General features: G+C 70.2%; 14 protein-coding genes and 1 riboswitch. Of the genes, 10 read left to right on the top strand and 4 right to left on the bottom strand.

The features are described 5' to 3' along the window. Positions 1-154 precede the first annotated feature (154 nt). The 6 genes from H2Q94_RS18105 (at position 155) to H2Q94_RS18080 (ending at position 7,146) form a co-directional block, all read left to right on the top strand. Positions 155-1,348, top strand: a complete 1,194-nt coding sequence (locus H2Q94_RS18105) for a cytochrome P450 (RefSeq protein WP_243788376.1) — start codon at positions 155-157, stop codon at positions 1,346-1,348. A 47-nt stretch (positions 1,349-1,395) separates the two neighbouring features. After that, positions 1,396-1,585: riboswitch (cobalamin riboswitch) on the top strand. A 62-nt stretch (positions 1,586-1,647) separates the two neighbouring features. Further along, positions 1,648-2,658 (top strand): ABC transporter substrate-binding protein, encoded by a 1,011-nt coding sequence (locus tag H2Q94_RS18100; RefSeq protein ID WP_243788375.1) that lies wholly within the window; start codon positions 1,648-1,650, stop codon positions 2,656-2,658. 50 nt (positions 2,659-2,708) lie between these two features. After that, on the top strand, positions 2,709-3,734 hold the full coding sequence (locus H2Q94_RS18095) for a FecCD family ABC transporter permease (RefSeq protein WP_243788374.1): 1,026 nt from the start codon (positions 2,709-2,711) through the stop codon (positions 3,732-3,734). Next, positions 3,731-4,489 (top strand): ABC transporter ATP-binding protein, encoded by a 759-nt coding sequence (locus tag H2Q94_RS18090; RefSeq protein WP_243788373.1) that lies wholly within the window; start codon positions 3,731-3,733, stop codon positions 4,487-4,489. Before H2Q94_RS18095 ends, H2Q94_RS18090 begins: the two co-directional genes overlap by 4 nt. Positions 4,490-4,741: 252 nt before the next feature. After that, positions 4,742-5,116 (top strand): effector-associated constant component EACC1, encoded by a 375-nt coding sequence (locus H2Q94_RS18085; protein WP_243788372.1) that lies wholly within the window; start codon positions 4,742-4,744, stop codon positions 5,114-5,116. A gap of 8 nt (positions 5,117-5,124) precedes the next feature. After that, positions 5,125-7,146: a caspase, EACC1-associated type gene (locus H2Q94_RS18080; RefSeq protein WP_243788371.1), complete on the top strand. Its 2,022-nt coding sequence runs from the start codon at positions 5,125-5,127 to the stop codon at positions 7,144-7,146. Positions 7,147-7,187: 41 nt separating this feature from the next. Here H2Q94_RS18080 and H2Q94_RS18075 read toward each other — a convergent pair whose 3' ends face one another. Both H2Q94_RS18075 and H2Q94_RS18070 read right to left on the bottom strand, forming a co-directional pair. After that, positions 7,188-8,423, bottom strand: coding sequence for an NADH:flavin oxidoreductase (locus H2Q94_RS18075; RefSeq protein ID WP_243788370.1), 1,236 nt, complete (start codon positions 8,421-8,423; stop codon positions 7,188-7,190). A gap of 44 nt (positions 8,424-8,467) precedes the next feature. Continuing rightward, positions 8,468-9,265: an SDR family oxidoreductase gene (locus H2Q94_RS18070; protein ID WP_243788369.1), complete on the bottom strand. Its 798-nt coding sequence runs from the start codon at positions 9,263-9,265 to the stop codon at positions 8,468-8,470. Between the two features lie 210 nt (positions 9,266-9,475). On the opposite strand from H2Q94_RS18070, the gene H2Q94_RS18065 reads away from it, so the two are divergent. Both H2Q94_RS18065 and H2Q94_RS18060 read left to right on the top strand, forming a co-directional pair. After that, on the top strand, positions 9,476-10,075 hold the full coding sequence (locus tag H2Q94_RS18065) for a TetR/AcrR family transcriptional regulator (protein ID WP_243788368.1): 600 nt from the start codon (positions 9,476-9,478) through the stop codon (positions 10,073-10,075). 108 nt (positions 10,076-10,183) lie between these two features. Beyond that, positions 10,184-10,465 (top strand): hypothetical protein, encoded by a 282-nt coding sequence (locus H2Q94_RS18060; RefSeq protein WP_243788367.1) that lies wholly within the window; start codon positions 10,184-10,186, stop codon positions 10,463-10,465. A gap of 61 nt (positions 10,466-10,526) precedes the next feature. Here the strand turns inward: H2Q94_RS18060 and H2Q94_RS18055 are convergent, their stop codons facing one another. Both H2Q94_RS18055 and H2Q94_RS18050 read right to left on the bottom strand, forming a co-directional pair. Next, a complete protein-coding gene (locus tag H2Q94_RS18055; protein ID WP_243788366.1) occupies positions 10,527-10,964 on the bottom strand; it encodes a nitroreductase family deazaflavin-dependent oxidoreductase in 438 nt (145 codons plus the stop codon). 270 nt (positions 10,965-11,234) lie between these two features. Further along, positions 11,235-11,393, bottom strand: coding sequence for a hypothetical protein (locus H2Q94_RS18050; RefSeq protein ID WP_243788365.1), 159 nt, complete (start codon positions 11,391-11,393; stop codon positions 11,235-11,237). On the opposite strand from H2Q94_RS18050, the gene H2Q94_RS18045 reads away from it, so the two are divergent. Both H2Q94_RS18045 and H2Q94_RS18040 read left to right on the top strand, forming a co-directional pair. Beyond that, entirely contained in the window at positions 11,388-11,804 is a 417-nt protein-coding gene (locus H2Q94_RS18045; RefSeq protein WP_243788364.1) for a hypothetical protein, read from the top strand. The two genes, H2Q94_RS18050 and H2Q94_RS18045, sit on opposite strands and share 6 nt — an antisense overlap. A gap of 83 nt (positions 11,805-11,887) precedes the next feature. Beyond that, positions 11,888-13,675, top strand: a complete 1,788-nt coding sequence (locus H2Q94_RS18040) for a gamma-glutamyltransferase family protein (protein WP_243788363.1) — start codon at positions 11,888-11,890, stop codon at positions 13,673-13,675. The last annotated feature ends 45 nt before the right edge of the window (positions 13,676-13,720 follow it).

The following is a 13,720-nucleotide window of genomic DNA, read 5'->3' as shown; positions in this document are numbered from 1 at the left end:
GCGAGCCCCGGGACGTTCGAACGGCGGGACCCCCGGCGCTCACGCGGAGCTCCTGCCTTATCGACGCGCACTCACGTGTGGTCTTTTCCCCAGCGAATCGGGCCTAACGTCGGTGGCACGCCCACTGATCGTTGCCGTGCCGCGGAGGATGTTGATGACCGTCGACGAGCTGCCCCTGCTGAGATCCGAAGGGTCCGTGGTCGGCAGGCTGAGCCCGCTGATGCGGCAGCTGCGGGAACGCGGACCCGTCGTCAAGGTGCGCACCCGCACCGGGGACGAGGCCTGGCTGGTGACTCGCCTCGCCGAGCTGAAGCAGCTGCTCAAGGACCGCCGCATCGGCCGATCCCACCCCGACCCGGAGAACCGGCCCCGCTACCTCGACACCCCGCTGCTGGACACCTTGGTGCGCAGCGACGACCCGGAGGTGGCCCGCGAGATCCACGTGAAGACCCGCGCGGCGCTCACTCCGCACTTCTCCGCGAAACGGATGGCGGACCTGCGGGAACGCGTCGCGCACCGCGTCGCCGGCCACCTGGATCGCATCACCGCGAAAGCGCCCCCGGTGGATCTGCACGCGGAACTGTCGCTGCCGCTGTCGTTCGAGGTGCTCTGCGACCTGCTGGGCGTCGCCGAGCACGACGAGTTCATGGCGATGCTGGCCGGAGCGGGACGACTCGACGAGTCGGAGAAAGTGGCGGTCGGCGCCCAGGAATTGTTCGGGTACCTGGGAGAATTGGTCGCGGCGAAACGACGCGAACCGGGCGACGATCTCATTTCCGCGTTGTGCGAAGGGGAAATCGACGACGGCACCGTGTGCGAACTGATCTCCACGATCAGCTTCTCCTACCTGGTGACGCCCAGCAATCTCAGCGCCGGGATCGCGCTGTTCGCCTCGCATCCCGAGCAGCGCGAACGGGTCGTGCACGAGCCGGAGCTGCTGGAGACCGCCGTGGAAGAGGTGCTGCGGCTGAGCAAGGTCGACGAATCCTTCCAGCCCCGCTACGCCTCGGCCGACATCACCATCGGCGACGTCGTCATCAAAGCCGGTGACCTGGTGCTGTGCGATCACTACTCGCCGTCGTTCGACGACCGCGTCTTCACCGACCCGGAGACCTTCGACGTCGGCCGCAGCCCCAACCCGCACCTCGCGTTCAGCCACGGCTTGTCGCACTGCATCGGCGCCCCGCTGGCGCGCATCGAGCTGCAAGAGGTCTACGGGGCGCTGCTGCGCCGCCTGCCGAACCTGAGTTTGGCGGTGCCGCTGGAGAAGGTCGGCATGCCCGTGGGCTCCGAGGACGACGACGAGCAGATCGGCAACGGCATCGCCCGGCTCCCGGTCACCTGGTGAACCGCGCAGCGAGCAATATCACCTTGATGGAGTAGTGGTATGTCCGGTTAGGGTGCTCGTGAGCCAGTCGCGCCCGCGAGGGCAGGGAATCCGGTCGAAATCCGGAGCTGACGCGCAGCGGTAGGGGCGATGGGCGAGGACGGCCGACGGCCGGAACCACTGGATCCGCTGATCCGGGAAGGGAACCTCGCTCACTGAACCCGAGTCCGAAGACCTGGCTGGCTCCCCGGACCGCAGGCGGTTCCGGGTCGCAGCCTGCCGGACTCCGCGCCTGAGTTCGGGGTGAGGAACCTTGTGACATGCCGTTCTCGCAGGCCCGCGCGTTACGCGTCGGGCTGGTGGCGCTGACCGCCGTTGTGCTGGCCTCGTGCGCCGCACCAGCCGACAACACCGCCCGGACCGGGACGACGGTGCGCAACTGCGACACCGACGTCACCGTCGAAGGACCCCCGCAACGTGCGGTGTCGCTGAACCAGTCGACGACCGAGATCATGCTCTCGCTGGGCCTTGCGGATCGGATGGTGGGCACCGCGACCTGGACCGACCCGGTCGATCCGGCGCTGGCCGAGGCGAACTCGCGCGTTCCGCGGCTCGCCGAGAACAACCCGTCGTTCGAGTCGGTGCTGGGCACCGAACCGGACATGGTGCTCGGCGCCTACCAGGCCGTGTTCACCGATGAGGGAGTCGCCGACCGGGAGCGGTTCGGTGAGCTGGGCGTGCCGACGTACCTGTCCCCGAGCAACTGCTTCCCGGAGGAGGCGCCGCTGCCGAAGCCGGTGGAGCTCGACGACATCTACCGCGAGGTGCAGGAGATCGCCGACCTGTTCGGCGTCCCCGACCGGGGCCACGCGCTCAACGAGCAGCTGCGCGGCCGGGTCGCCGCGGCGCAGCAGAAGGTCGCGGGCATCGAGTCCCGCGCCGACACCTCGGTGCTGTTCTGGTTCGCCCGCACCGAATCCCCGTACATGGCGGGCTCCACCGGCTCACCGGCGGTAATGACCCGGGCGCTGGGCGTGCGCAACGCCTACGACGACATGTCCTCGATGTGGCCGCAGGTGTCCTGGGAGGACGTGCTCGCCCGCGACCCGGACCTGCTGGTCCTCGGCGACCTCACCCGCGACGGCGAAGGCGACGGGCTCGACGCGAAAACCCGTTTCCTGCACGAGGATCCGGCGGTGTCACGGCTCGCCGCCGTGCGCGACGGGAACCTGATGGGGATGACCGGCACCGAGCTCAACGTCAGCATCCGCACGGTGCACGGGATCGAACGGCTCGCGGACCGGCTCGTCGAGCTGGATCGGAAGCGGTGACGGCGTCACCGTCCGCCGGACCGCCCGTTGCCGGGATGCCCGTTGCCGGGATGCCTGTTGCCGGGAGGCTGCCCGCGTTCGCGATCGTGCTCGCCGGGATTCCCGCGCTGCTGCTGTCGATCGCGGTCGCGGTCACGCTCGGTCCGGCGCAACTCACCGTCACCGACGTCGCCGGCGTCGTAGGACACCGGTTGGGGCTGTTCGACACCGAGGTTTCCCGGATCGGGCAAGGGATCGTGTGGCAGCTGCGGCTGCCGAGGGCGCTGCTCGCGGCGATCTGCGGCGCCGGACTCGGAGTGTGCGGGGCGGTGCTGCAGTCGTTGCTGCGCAACCCGCTCGCCGACCCGTTCCTGCTCGGCGTGTCCGCCGGAGCCTCCACGGGCGCGGTGTCGGTCGTGGTGCTCGGGCTCGGTGCCGGCGCGATCGGGCTCACCGCGGGCGCGTTCGCCGGGGCGCTGGTGGCGTTCGCGCTGGTGATGCTGCTCGCGTCGGTCGCGGGAGGTGCGGCCGGGCACACCGTGCTCGCCGGGGTCGCGGGAACCCAGCTGTTCTCCGCGCTCACCTCCTACATCGTGATCACCTCGGCGGACGCGGAGCAGACCCGAGGGGTGCTGTTCTGGCTGCTGGGTTCGTTGTCCGGTGCGCGGTGGAACGACGTCGCGATCGCCGGGACGGTGTGCGCGGTGTGCCTGGTGCTGTGCCTGTCGCGAGCCGGGGCGCTGGACGCGTTCGCGTTCGGGCAGGACGCGGCCGCCTCCCTCGGTGTCCACGTGGGACGGCTGCGGGCGCTGCTGCTGGTGGCGACTGCGCTGCTCGCCGCGACGCTGGTCGCCGCCGCCGGTGCGATCGGGTTCGTCGGGCTGGTGCTGCCGCAGGCCGCGCGGCTGCTCGTCGGGCCGCGGCACCGGGCGCTGCTGCCGGTGACCGCCGTGCTCGGGGCGGTGCTGCTGGTGTGGGTGGATGTGCTGGCCACGACCATCGCCGCGCCGCAGGAGGTGCCCGTCGGCGTCGTCACCGCGCTCGTCGGGGTACCCGCGTTCGCCGTGCTGCTGGCCAAACGAGGGAGGATGTCGTGAGCCTGACCGCGAACGACGTGTCGTGGTCCGCGGGCGGCGCGCTGATCCTCGACGGAGTGGGGCTGCGCGTCGACGAGGGCACCACGGTGGGGCTGCTCGGGCCGAACGGGTCGGGGAAGTCCTCGCTGCTGCGGCTGCTGGCCGGGCTCAGGCGGCCGAACTCCGGCGCGGTCGAGATCGGCGGACGCGCCGCGTCGGCGTGGTCCCGGCGGGACCTGGCGCGGCGAGTGGCGGTGGTCGAGCAGCAGGTCGGCACCGACGTGGATCTCACGGTGACCGAAGTCGTCACGCTCGGCCGAACCCCGCACCGCAACGGCTGGGGCGGCGCGAACCCGGACGACGAGCAGGTCATCCGGCGCGTGCTGGCGCAGGCCGGGCTCGACGGGCTGGCGCAACGGCGTTGGCACAGCCTCTCCGGCGGTGAACGGCAACGCGCGCAGATCGCGCGGGCGCTGGCCCAGGAACCGGCGGAGCTGATCCTCGACGAGCCGACGAACCACCTCGACATCGCCCATCAGCTGGAACTCCTCGCGCTCGTGCGACGGCTGCCGGTGACCAGCGTGATCGCACTGCACGACTTGAACCTCGCGGGCATGTTCTGCGACGAACTCGCGGTTCTCTCCAGCGGCCGAGTGGTGGCCACCGGAACCCCGGCCGACGTGCTCACCGAGAACCTCGTGGCCGAGGTGTACGGGGTGCGGTGCTCGGTCTCCATTGTGGATGGACACCCGCACGTGCGGTTCTTGTCCCGATAGCGGACGGCCCGCCCCGATTTCCCCGGGGCGAATCTTGAATCGATCGCCCAGCGGGGTCCGCATTCGCTCGAAAGGCCGATCGAATTGTGTACCCGTGCGGGATTCTCGGGACGATCGGTGGAAAATCTCCGCTTCTCCCCGCGTGCGTCGGCGCTCGCGCTAACGTGGCCACTCGGATTTCGTCCGGAACTCTGGACGGTTTCGACGAGCTGAACTCGACAATAGGGGGAAAACGTGGAGCTGGAAATTTCCATGACCGGTGTCGAGACGACGGACGAATTACGCGCGCTGCGGACTTGGCTGGCGGAGGAGCCCGAACTCAGGGGACACGTGCACCTCGTCGAGCGCCCGCCCGAAGCCGGGCAGCTCGGCACCGTCCCGGTCCTGATCCTGGTGACGCTGGGCACCGGAGCGACGACGGCCGGACTCATGACCGCCGTCAGCACGTGGTTGCAGCATCGGGCCGTGGACGTCGCCTGCACCGTCGCCAAAACGGTCGGCGGAGCCGGCGTCACGTTGTCCGCTCGGGACCTTCGGCAGGCGGACTTGGCGGCTCGTGGGCGGCTCACGCGTGAACTGGCCACGACGCTCGCCGCCGACGCCGGCGCGCCGCGCGGGGAGGGGTGAGTTCGTCGATGACCGAGTTGAAGTCACCCGGAAGCAGGGTGGTCCTGGTCGGCACGCAGAGCTGCGCCAACGACTCCGCCGCGCCACCGGTTCCCGCCGTGGAGTCCACTATGGACGACCTGGCTCAGGTGCTGACGCAACGGTGTGGCGTGCGCCCCGAACAGATCATCCGCATCCTGGACTCCGCCGACCCGATGCGGATGGGCCTCGCAGTCGCCGAAGCCGCCGAACAGGCCACGGACGTCCTGCTCGTGCACTACGTCGGACACGGTTTCGTCAGCACGGACGGTGAGCTGTACTTGGCGACCCGGGCGACCGACCCGGAGACGTACCGCCTGGAGCACAGTTCCGTTCCTTACGCCTCGATCCGCAAGAGCCTGCTCAACAGCCGCGCTCGCGCGGTCGTCATCGTCCTGGACTGCTGCTTCTCCGGACGCGCGATCGGCACGCTCAGCGCGCAGGATCCGATCGACCTCGCCGACGTGCACGGTGGATACGTCCTGACCTCGGCCGCCCGCGATCAGGTCTCGCTCGCCCCGCCCGGTGCGCGGCACACGGCGTTCACCGGCGAACTGATCCGGCTGCTCGACCGAGGCGACGCCGACGGACCGGCGGAACTGAGCATGCGCGACGTCTACCGGGGCCTGGATCGGGAGCTGCACCGACGCGGACTGCCACGGCCCCGCCAGCGCGGCAGCGAACGCATCGACGACCTGGTGCTCGCGCCCAACGCCGCCCGCATCTCGGCTCCCGCGCTGCTGCCGGCGACTTCAGCGGAACGGGCCGTCGGGCGTCGGAGGAAGCGGCTGTTCATCGTCCTGGCGGCCGCCACGGCCGTGCTGATGGCGGCGGTCGCGACTCCCGTGGTGTGGTCCCGGCTGGACCAGCCCGTTGCGCAATCGCCATCGGCCCCGGCGGCACAGCCGGATGTTCCGCCGCCGTCGATACCGCCGCCGGTGGCGCCACCTGTCGCACCGCCGGCGCCGGTGAATCTCACGGCGTGCGAACAGCGCGACAGCGACGAGGGATGTGAACTCCCCGCCCACACCACCGCTCGGGCCGTCGACGGCAGCCTCGTCACCTTGCAAGCCGACGGGCAGGACGTCGACCGGTACCGGCAGAACACCGGAGTTTCGTGGAAAGGGCCGGAGAACATCGGAGGCGAGATCGGCGGCATCCCGGTCATCGTGCCGGACGCCAGCGGAAGGCTGGTCGCGTTCGCGGTCGGCAAGGACGGCGACTTGCGGTACAACCTGTCGGCAGGGGGCGCAGTGCGTGCGGCGCAGAGCGGCTGGCGAACGATGCCGAACATCGGCAAGGTGCAGGGACGGCCGACGGCGAGCCAGGATTCCGATGGCAAGCTCGAAGTGTTCGTCAGGGGCAAGGACAACAGGCTGTGGCACATCACCCAGCTGAGAGCCGGAACCGACGAGTGGTCCAACGCGGTCCCGATGAGCGATGAGGCGGGAACGACTCCGTCGATCTTCGGCGACCCGAAGATCCACATCGACCGCAACGGATGCCTGCGGGTCTTCGCACTGGAGAGGGGTACGAAGCGGCTCCGCACCTGGGCGCAGCGCGGGCGCGCTGTGAACGACTGGCGGGAGCACGCGGGCAACCCGTTCGACGACAAGGCGCTGGCGTATCCGCCGACGGTGACCCTGGGCGGCGACGGACTGCTCTACCTGTTCGCCCTGGACGAAGACGGCTTGTTGTGGCAGAGCACGGAGCTCCGTGCCGCCCCCAACACCTGGCCGGGGAAGTGGGAGCGGATTCCGGAACTCCAAGGTGCCTACACCGGCTCGCCGATGTCGGCGACGAACGGCGACGGCTACGTCTTCGTGTTCGCCCGGGCCGAGGACTCGGGTGATCACGTGGATCGTGTGGACTACGCGTCCCCGAACGGCCCGGTGCGATCAGGAGTGCTGAACCGGCCCATGAGCGCGTTGTGGTCCGTCACACCCGACAAGTACGGCCGAGTGGTGGCGCAAGGAGCGCACAACGACGTCGTGGTCACCGGCTCGCCATGACCATCCGTGGGTGAGTTCGAGGCGGTGCCCGGTGCGACGAATCAGCCTTCCCGCGCATCATGTGGTCGGTCGGAAGCCCTTTGCCCGGCGGGGCTTTCGACGTCCGGGCCGGGAACGAGGACGCAGCGGCTGCCGGTGAAGATCGTGACCATGCAGCGGTTGTTGTGGTTGCACAGCGACCGCGCGTCAGGGTCGGCCGAGATTCGGTTGATGAGGGTCGGTTCGCGCAGCAGCGCACGGCCCATCGCGACGAACTGGAAACCCTCGCGCATCGCGGTGTCCATGATCCGGCGATCGGTGATCCCGCCGAGCAGCACCATCGGGAGGTCCACCGCCGCACGGATCTGCCGCGCGTCCTCCAGCAGGTACCCGTCCTGGTAGGGGTATTCGCGGAGGAACCTGCCGCCGATGAGTTTCACGCCGGTGCGGATCGGTTCCCGCATCACGGAGGCGAATTCCCGCACCGGCGCGTCGCCTTTGAACAGGTACATCGGATTGAGCAGCGAGCTGCCTGCCGTCATCTCCAGCGCGTCCACGGTGCCCTCGCGCTCCAGCCACCGCGCGACGATGATCGCCTCGTCCAGCCAGAAGCCACCTGGGACGCCGTCGTCCATGTTCAGCTTGGCCAGGATCGCGATCCGGTCGCCCACCGCCTCGCGTACCGCGCGCATGATCCGCAGCGCCAGGCGGGCGCGATTCGCCAGGCTGCCGCCGTAGGAATCGGTGCGCTTGTTGAGCCTCGGGCTCAGGAAGGAGCTGGCGAGGTAGTTGTGGCCCAGGTGGATCTCCACCGCGTCGAACCCGGTTCGCACCGCCATCCTGGCCGCGGCGCCGTGCGCCTGCACGACGCGGTCCAGGTCCGCGCTGGTAGCGGCCTTGACCTTGCGCAGCGACAGCAGGCTGCGCGACCCGCTCGGCCCGAGTGCGGGCACCTTGGTCTTGGTCGAGTCGGCGACCGGGCCGGAGTGACCGGCCTGCGCGGAGATCGCCGCGCCCTCCGCGTGCACCGCCTCGGTCAACCGCCGCAGCCCCGGTGCCGCCTCCGGCCGCCACACGATCTGCTCACCATCGGTGCGGCCTTCCGGGGCGACGGCGCAGTAGGCGACCGTGGTCATCCCGACCCCGCCGGCCGCGTGCCGCACGTGGAAGTCGATCAGCGCATCGGTCACCAACCCGCCGCGAGCCATGTTCTCGTACGTCGCGGCCTTGATCGTGCGGTTGCGCAACCGCGTCGGGCCGAGCGTCGCCGGGGCGAGCACATCCGGAATGGCCTCCATGGCCGTCTCCTTTGCTTCGTCGAATCAGCTGCGCCCGCGCGTTGTCAGAACGTTCCGAACGAGCGCATTCGACGCAGGTAGCGTGTGAGCCCGCGCAGCGGGACCGGGCGCGGCCAGGCATCGAAGCGGAAGTAGGCATCCGACCCGTCGTCCACGAACACAACGCTGCCCACCAGGAAGTCGGCGGCGTCGGAGAGCATGAACACCACCCAGTCGGCGAGCTGGGACGGGTCGCCGTACCCGCCGATGGGAACCGGGAAGATCGGGGTCAGGATCGCCCCCGGGGCGAGCGCGTTCAGCCGGATGCCGGACCCGGCCCATTCCGGAAGCACCGCGGTCCGGCGCACCCAGCGGCTCAGGGCGATCTTGGAGCCGCTGTAGATGATCGCGCGAGCGGCCTTGCCGAAAACCCGCGCACCGCGCACCGCTCTGTCCGGATCGCCGGACAGCAGCGCGCGCACCGCACGGCGTGGCACCAGTGGTGTCGTGGTCGTCGAATTGCTGGAGAGCACCACGACTTTGGCGTTGCCCGCTGCGGCCAGAGCGGGGCGCCACCGGCGCAGCAGCTCGATCGCGCCGAAGTAGTTGACCTGCGGGATCACGGCTTCTCGGCCCGGAACCGGTCCAACTCCGGCCGCCAGGACGGCTCCGTCGAGACGCCCGCCGACGGCCGCGAGCACTCCTTCCGCCGCAGTTCGGCGACCATCGGCGGTGGACAGATCGGCCACCAGATCGGCGTTGGCCAGGTCCACCCCGACAACGGTGTGACCCGCCGCGCGGAGCTTTCCCGCGGTCGCGCTCCCCATGCCCGATGCCGACCCGGTGACCGCGTAGGTGCCCATTGACTCCTCCTCCCCGCCGGGTGCGGAGGTGACGATACCAAGATTTTGGCGCATTGAGCCAAAAATATTCTCCTGCTTGTGCGCACCGGTTCCCAGTGCCGGGTGCTGTGTTGGGAGAGGCATCGTGCAGGCGTTTCCGGTACCGCTGACCGGCGCTGTGAAACCGGTCGAATCCAGGCGCGTCCCGCGGGGTTCGCTAGTGTCGGGGCGGTGAGCAACAGCGATGCCCCCGCCCCGCAACGCGGTCGCCCGACCGTGCTCGACCGCGCCGCCATCGCCACCGAGACCTTCCGGCTGTGGAACGGGCACGGCTACAGCGCCGTCGGCTGGCGCGACATCGCCGAAGCCACCGGTGTCAGCGTGCGCACCCTCGTCCGCCACTTCACCGACAAATCGAACATCGCCTGGGTCGGCGTTCCCGCCGCGACCCGACGACTGCACGACGCGCTGGCAGCCATGCCCGAGGACGCGCCGGTGAGCGAAGCGGCACGCCGTGCGATCGTCGCCTCCATATCCGACGGGCCCATGACGCCCGCCGGCCCCGACTGGATCCGGGTCGTGTGCGGCGAACCGGAACTCGCCGGCTCCGCACCCGCCGCCTACCGGCCGTGGATCGAGGAGCTCGCCCGCTTCATCGTCCAGCGCGTCCCGGACATCTCACCTGCTGCCGCCACCGCCGTCGCCAGCGGTTACCAGGCCGCCACGTTCGCCGCCCTCGTCGCCTGGAACGAAGGGCGTGCCCACGGCAACGCCGCGGCGGCCGCCGACGAAGCGCTCGCGTGGCTGGCGGTGCCGACTCGCCGAAGCTGAGGAGTTCCTCGGGATGATCTGACGGTCGGTCCGGTAGCGCGCAGGCCCCGGCGGCGATGTCTTCCAGGATGGTCGGGCCGCGTCCAACCGAGCGGTTCCCGTATGTCAGTGACCGACACGTATCTGAAGCTGCAGGGTGTCGGAGTGACCGCGCAGTGCCTCGGGCCGGTGATGACCGGCGTCGCGGGGTCGATCCGGCCGTTCGGGCCGGAGACCACCACCGACTCGGGCCGGAATTGGCGGCGCTGCAACCGGAACAGGTCGCCGAGGCGATCACGGCGGACCGGTTCATGGTGCAGACCGACGGACAACGTCCGGCCGCACCTGCGCAGTCGCGCGCAGGACCGGGACGCCTACTCGGCGGACCGCACCGCCGCGTCGGAGGACTGAACCGGAACGCGAACGGCCCCGCCGCGCGGCGGGGCCGTTTCAGCACGCGGACGCCGATGCGTCACTTGGGGTCGAGCACGAAGACCGGGATGTGGCGGTCGGTCTTCTGCTGGTAGTCGCCGTAAGCGGGGAAGGCCGCCACGGCCCGCTCCCACCACTCGTCGCGCTCGTCGCCCTCGACCTCGCGGGCGACGTACTCCTTGGTGATGGCGCCGTCCTGGAGGGGGAACTCGGGGTGGGCCTTGATGTTGTAGTACCAGGTCGGGTGCTCCGCGGCTCCGCCCTTGGAGGCGACGACCGCGTAGCTGCCGTTGTGCTCCACCCGCATCACCGGGGTGTGGCGCAGCTTGCCGGTGCGGGCACCGCGCAACGTGAGCAGCACGATGGGCGCCCCGTTGATCAAGAGGCCCTCGGTGGTGCCGCTCTCACGGATCTTCTTCGTCTGCTCCTGAACCCAGTCGGTCGGGCTCAATTCCACTGCCTCGTCGCTGTTGCCCACTCAACACTCCTCTTGCGGTCGGTTCGGGAACCTCGATCGTAGGTCTGAATCGTGATCGAGGCTGGAACGGTTCAACGCCGCAAGCGCAGTGTTATTCCCCGGTGCACAGGAATACCACCGCCTTGTGGACATGGCGTGCTCAGCGGACTGTCCGACCGCGAACTACGTCGCCCCGGCCGGCGTGACGCCGACCGAACCGCCGAGCCGCTGGAACGTCGCCGTACGAGAACACCGGCCGCAGGACCATCCCGCGAGGGCTTCAGCGGCCGGTCACGGCTCCTGGCGGTCCGCGACGACGACGTCGACGCCGCGGCTCAGGAACGGCGCCGTGGCGGCCGGGTCGGCATCGGCGTCGGTGACCAGCGTCCACCGCTCGGGCAGTTGCGCCCACGCGTGGAACGGGCGGCGCCCCAGCTTCGTCGAATGCACCTCCTGTTCGGCGCCATCGCCGTGCTCGGCTCCACCGCCATCGGTTCCGCCGCGAGCGTCCCGCGACTGTGGACGAACACGCTCGGGCTGCTCGGCGTCATCGACTGGCACGACGTCCGATCCCGGCAGCGCACCGTGCGGTTGCTCACCATCCTGTTCCCGCCGCTGTGGGCGGTGCTGTTCCTGTTCGCGCAAGAACCGGTGCTGATGGTGCAGATCGGCGGCATCGGCAGCGGCGTGTTCCTGCTCGCCGTGGTCGTCGCCGTGTGGCAGCTGCGCAGCACCGAAGTGGACCGGAGGTTCCGCGCGAACCGGTGGCTGACCGCCGCGCTCGTGCTCAGCAGCGCGGCGATCACCGTGCTCGGCGTGTACACGGTGCTGGAGGTTTTCGGCATCGGTTTCGGCGGCTGACCCGGTGCTCGGTCGCGACGCTTCTTGGTTCCTCGTCCGGTCGTGGTGTTGACTGTTCGGACCCGAACGGCGGAAGGACCAGGTTGTTCACGACGCGACCGACACTTCAGGGCACGCACGGCATGGTGGCTTCGACGCACTGGCTGGCGTCTTCTGCCGCGATGGCGGTGCTGGAGGACGACGGCAACGCTTTCGACGCGGCGGTGGCGGCCGGGTTCGTGCTGCACGTCGTCGAACCGCACCTGAACGGCCCGGCCGGTGAGGTCCCGATCATCTTCGCGCCCGCGGGGGGAGCTCCGACGGTGCTGTGCGGTCAAGGACCGGCGCCCGCCGCCGCGACGATCGCGCACTACCGGGACCTGGGGCTGGAACTGGTGCCCGGCACCGGTCCGCTCGCGGCCGCCGTGCCCGGCGCCTTCGACGCGTGGCTGCTGCTGTTGCGCGACCACGGCACCAAAACGCTCGCGGAGGTGCTGAAGTACGCCATCGGCTACGCCGAGAACGGGCATCCGGCGGTGGAACGCATCGGGCAGACCGTGCAGACCGTGCGCGAGCTGTTCACCTCGGAGTGGACCACCTCCGCCGAGTTGTACCTGCCCGGCGGCGAACCGCCCGCGCCGGGAGCGCTGCTGCGCAACCCGGCGCTGGCGCGGACGTGGCGGCGAGTGCTCGCCGAAGCCGAGGCCGCCGGGGCGTCCCGGGACGCCCAGCTCGACGCGGCCCGGCGGGTCTGGCGCGAGGGATTCATCGCCGAAGCCCTCGCCGGCGCCGCCTTTCAGTCCACGATGGACAGTTCGGGGGAGCGGCATAAAGGGACCCTCACCGGCGACGACCTCGCCGGGTTCGCCGCCACCTACGAGGAACCCGCCAGCTACGACTGGAACGGCTGGACGGTCTGCAAAGCCGGGCTGTGGAGCCAAGGACCGGTGCTGCTGCAGCAACTCGCGCTGCTGCCCGAATCGCTCGACCTCGGAACTCCGGACTACCTGCACACGCTCATCGAAGGCACCAAGCTCGCGATGGCCGACCGGGAGGCCTGGTACGGCGACAGCACCGTAGTCACCGTCGACGATCTGCTCGACCCCGCCTACAACGAGCAGCGCCGCGCACTGATCGGCGAGCTGGCCTCGTTCGAACTGCGCCCCGGCAGCCCCGGCGGACGCAGACCCCGGCTCAGCGCGCACTCCCACCGGGTGCAGGACGGGCCGCTGGACCTGATCGCGCCCGCGGGCGCGGGCGAACCCACGGTGGCCCGCAGCGGTGAGACCCAGGGCGACACCTGCCACCTGGACATCGTGGACCGGTGGGGCAACATGATCGCCGCGACGCCCAGCGGCGGCTGGCTGCACTCCAACCCGGTGATCGGAGAGCTCGGTTTCCCGCTCGGCACCCGGCTGCAGATGGCCTGGCTCGACCCGGGTCTGCCGAACTCGCTGGCTCCCGGCAAGCGGCCGCGCACCACGCTGACTCCGTCGCTGGCGTTGCGCGACGGGCGGCCGGTGCTCGCGTTCGGCACGCCCGGCGGCGACCAGCAGGACCAGTGGAGCACGCACTTCTTCCTCGGCGTCGCCCAGCGCGAGAAGGTCCGCGGCGGCTATGACCTCCAAGGCGCGATCGATGCGCCGAACTGGCACTCCGAGAGCTTCCCCGGCTCGTTCTACCCGCGGGCGATGCGCCCCGGCGCCGTCACCGTGGAGTCCCGCGTCGGCTACTCGGCCATCGCCGATCTCCGCCGCCGTGGGCACGACGTGACGGTGGGGGAGCCGTGGTCGGAGGGCAGGCTCAGCGCCGTGGCCCGCGACCCGGAGACCGGGGTCCTCTCGGCGGCGGCGAACCCGCGCGGAATGCAGGGATACGCCGTCGGTCGTTGATGCGGAGCGTGATCGAAACGGCCGTCTACCTGGCGCCGTTAGGCT

It is taken from the genome of Saccharopolyspora gloriosae, from assembly GCF_022828475.1.
GTDB classification, from domain to species: domain Bacteria; phylum Actinomycetota; class Actinomycetes; order Mycobacteriales; family Pseudonocardiaceae; genus Saccharopolyspora_C; species Saccharopolyspora_C gloriosae_A.
The sequence above is the reverse complement of the archived record's forward strand: the minus strand, read 5'-3'. Positions and strand labels throughout refer to the sequence as shown.

Excerpts from the sequence above, each read along its gene's own strand:
- H2Q94_RS18045 (WP_243788364.1), top strand. The coding sequence starts at position 11,388 with ATGCACCTCCTGTTCGGCGCCATCGCCGTGCTCGGCTCCACCGCCATC.
- H2Q94_RS18100 (WP_243788375.1), top strand. The coding sequence starts at position 1,648 with ATGCCGTTCTCGCAGGCCCGCGCGTTACGCGTCGGGCTGGTGGCGCTG.
- H2Q94_RS18080 (WP_243788371.1), top strand. The coding sequence starts at position 5,125 with ATGACCGAGTTGAAGTCACCCGGAAGCAGGGTGGTCCTGGTCGGCACG.
- H2Q94_RS18070 (WP_243788369.1), bottom strand. The coding sequence starts at position 9,265 with ATGGGCACCTACGCGGTCACCGGGTCGGCATCGGGCATGGGGAGCGCG.
- H2Q94_RS18095 (WP_243788374.1), top strand. The coding sequence starts at position 2,709 with ATGCCTGTTGCCGGGAGGCTGCCCGCGTTCGCGATCGTGCTCGCCGGG.
- H2Q94_RS18085 (WP_243788372.1), top strand. The coding sequence starts at position 4,742 with ATGACCGGTGTCGAGACGACGGACGAATTACGCGCGCTGCGGACTTGG.
- H2Q94_RS18075 (WP_243788370.1), bottom strand. The coding sequence starts at position 8,423 with ATGGAGGCCATTCCGGATGTGCTCGCCCCGGCGACGCTCGGCCCGACG.
- H2Q94_RS18105 (WP_243788376.1), top strand. The coding sequence starts at position 155 with ATGACCGTCGACGAGCTGCCCCTGCTGAGATCCGAAGGGTCCGTGGTC.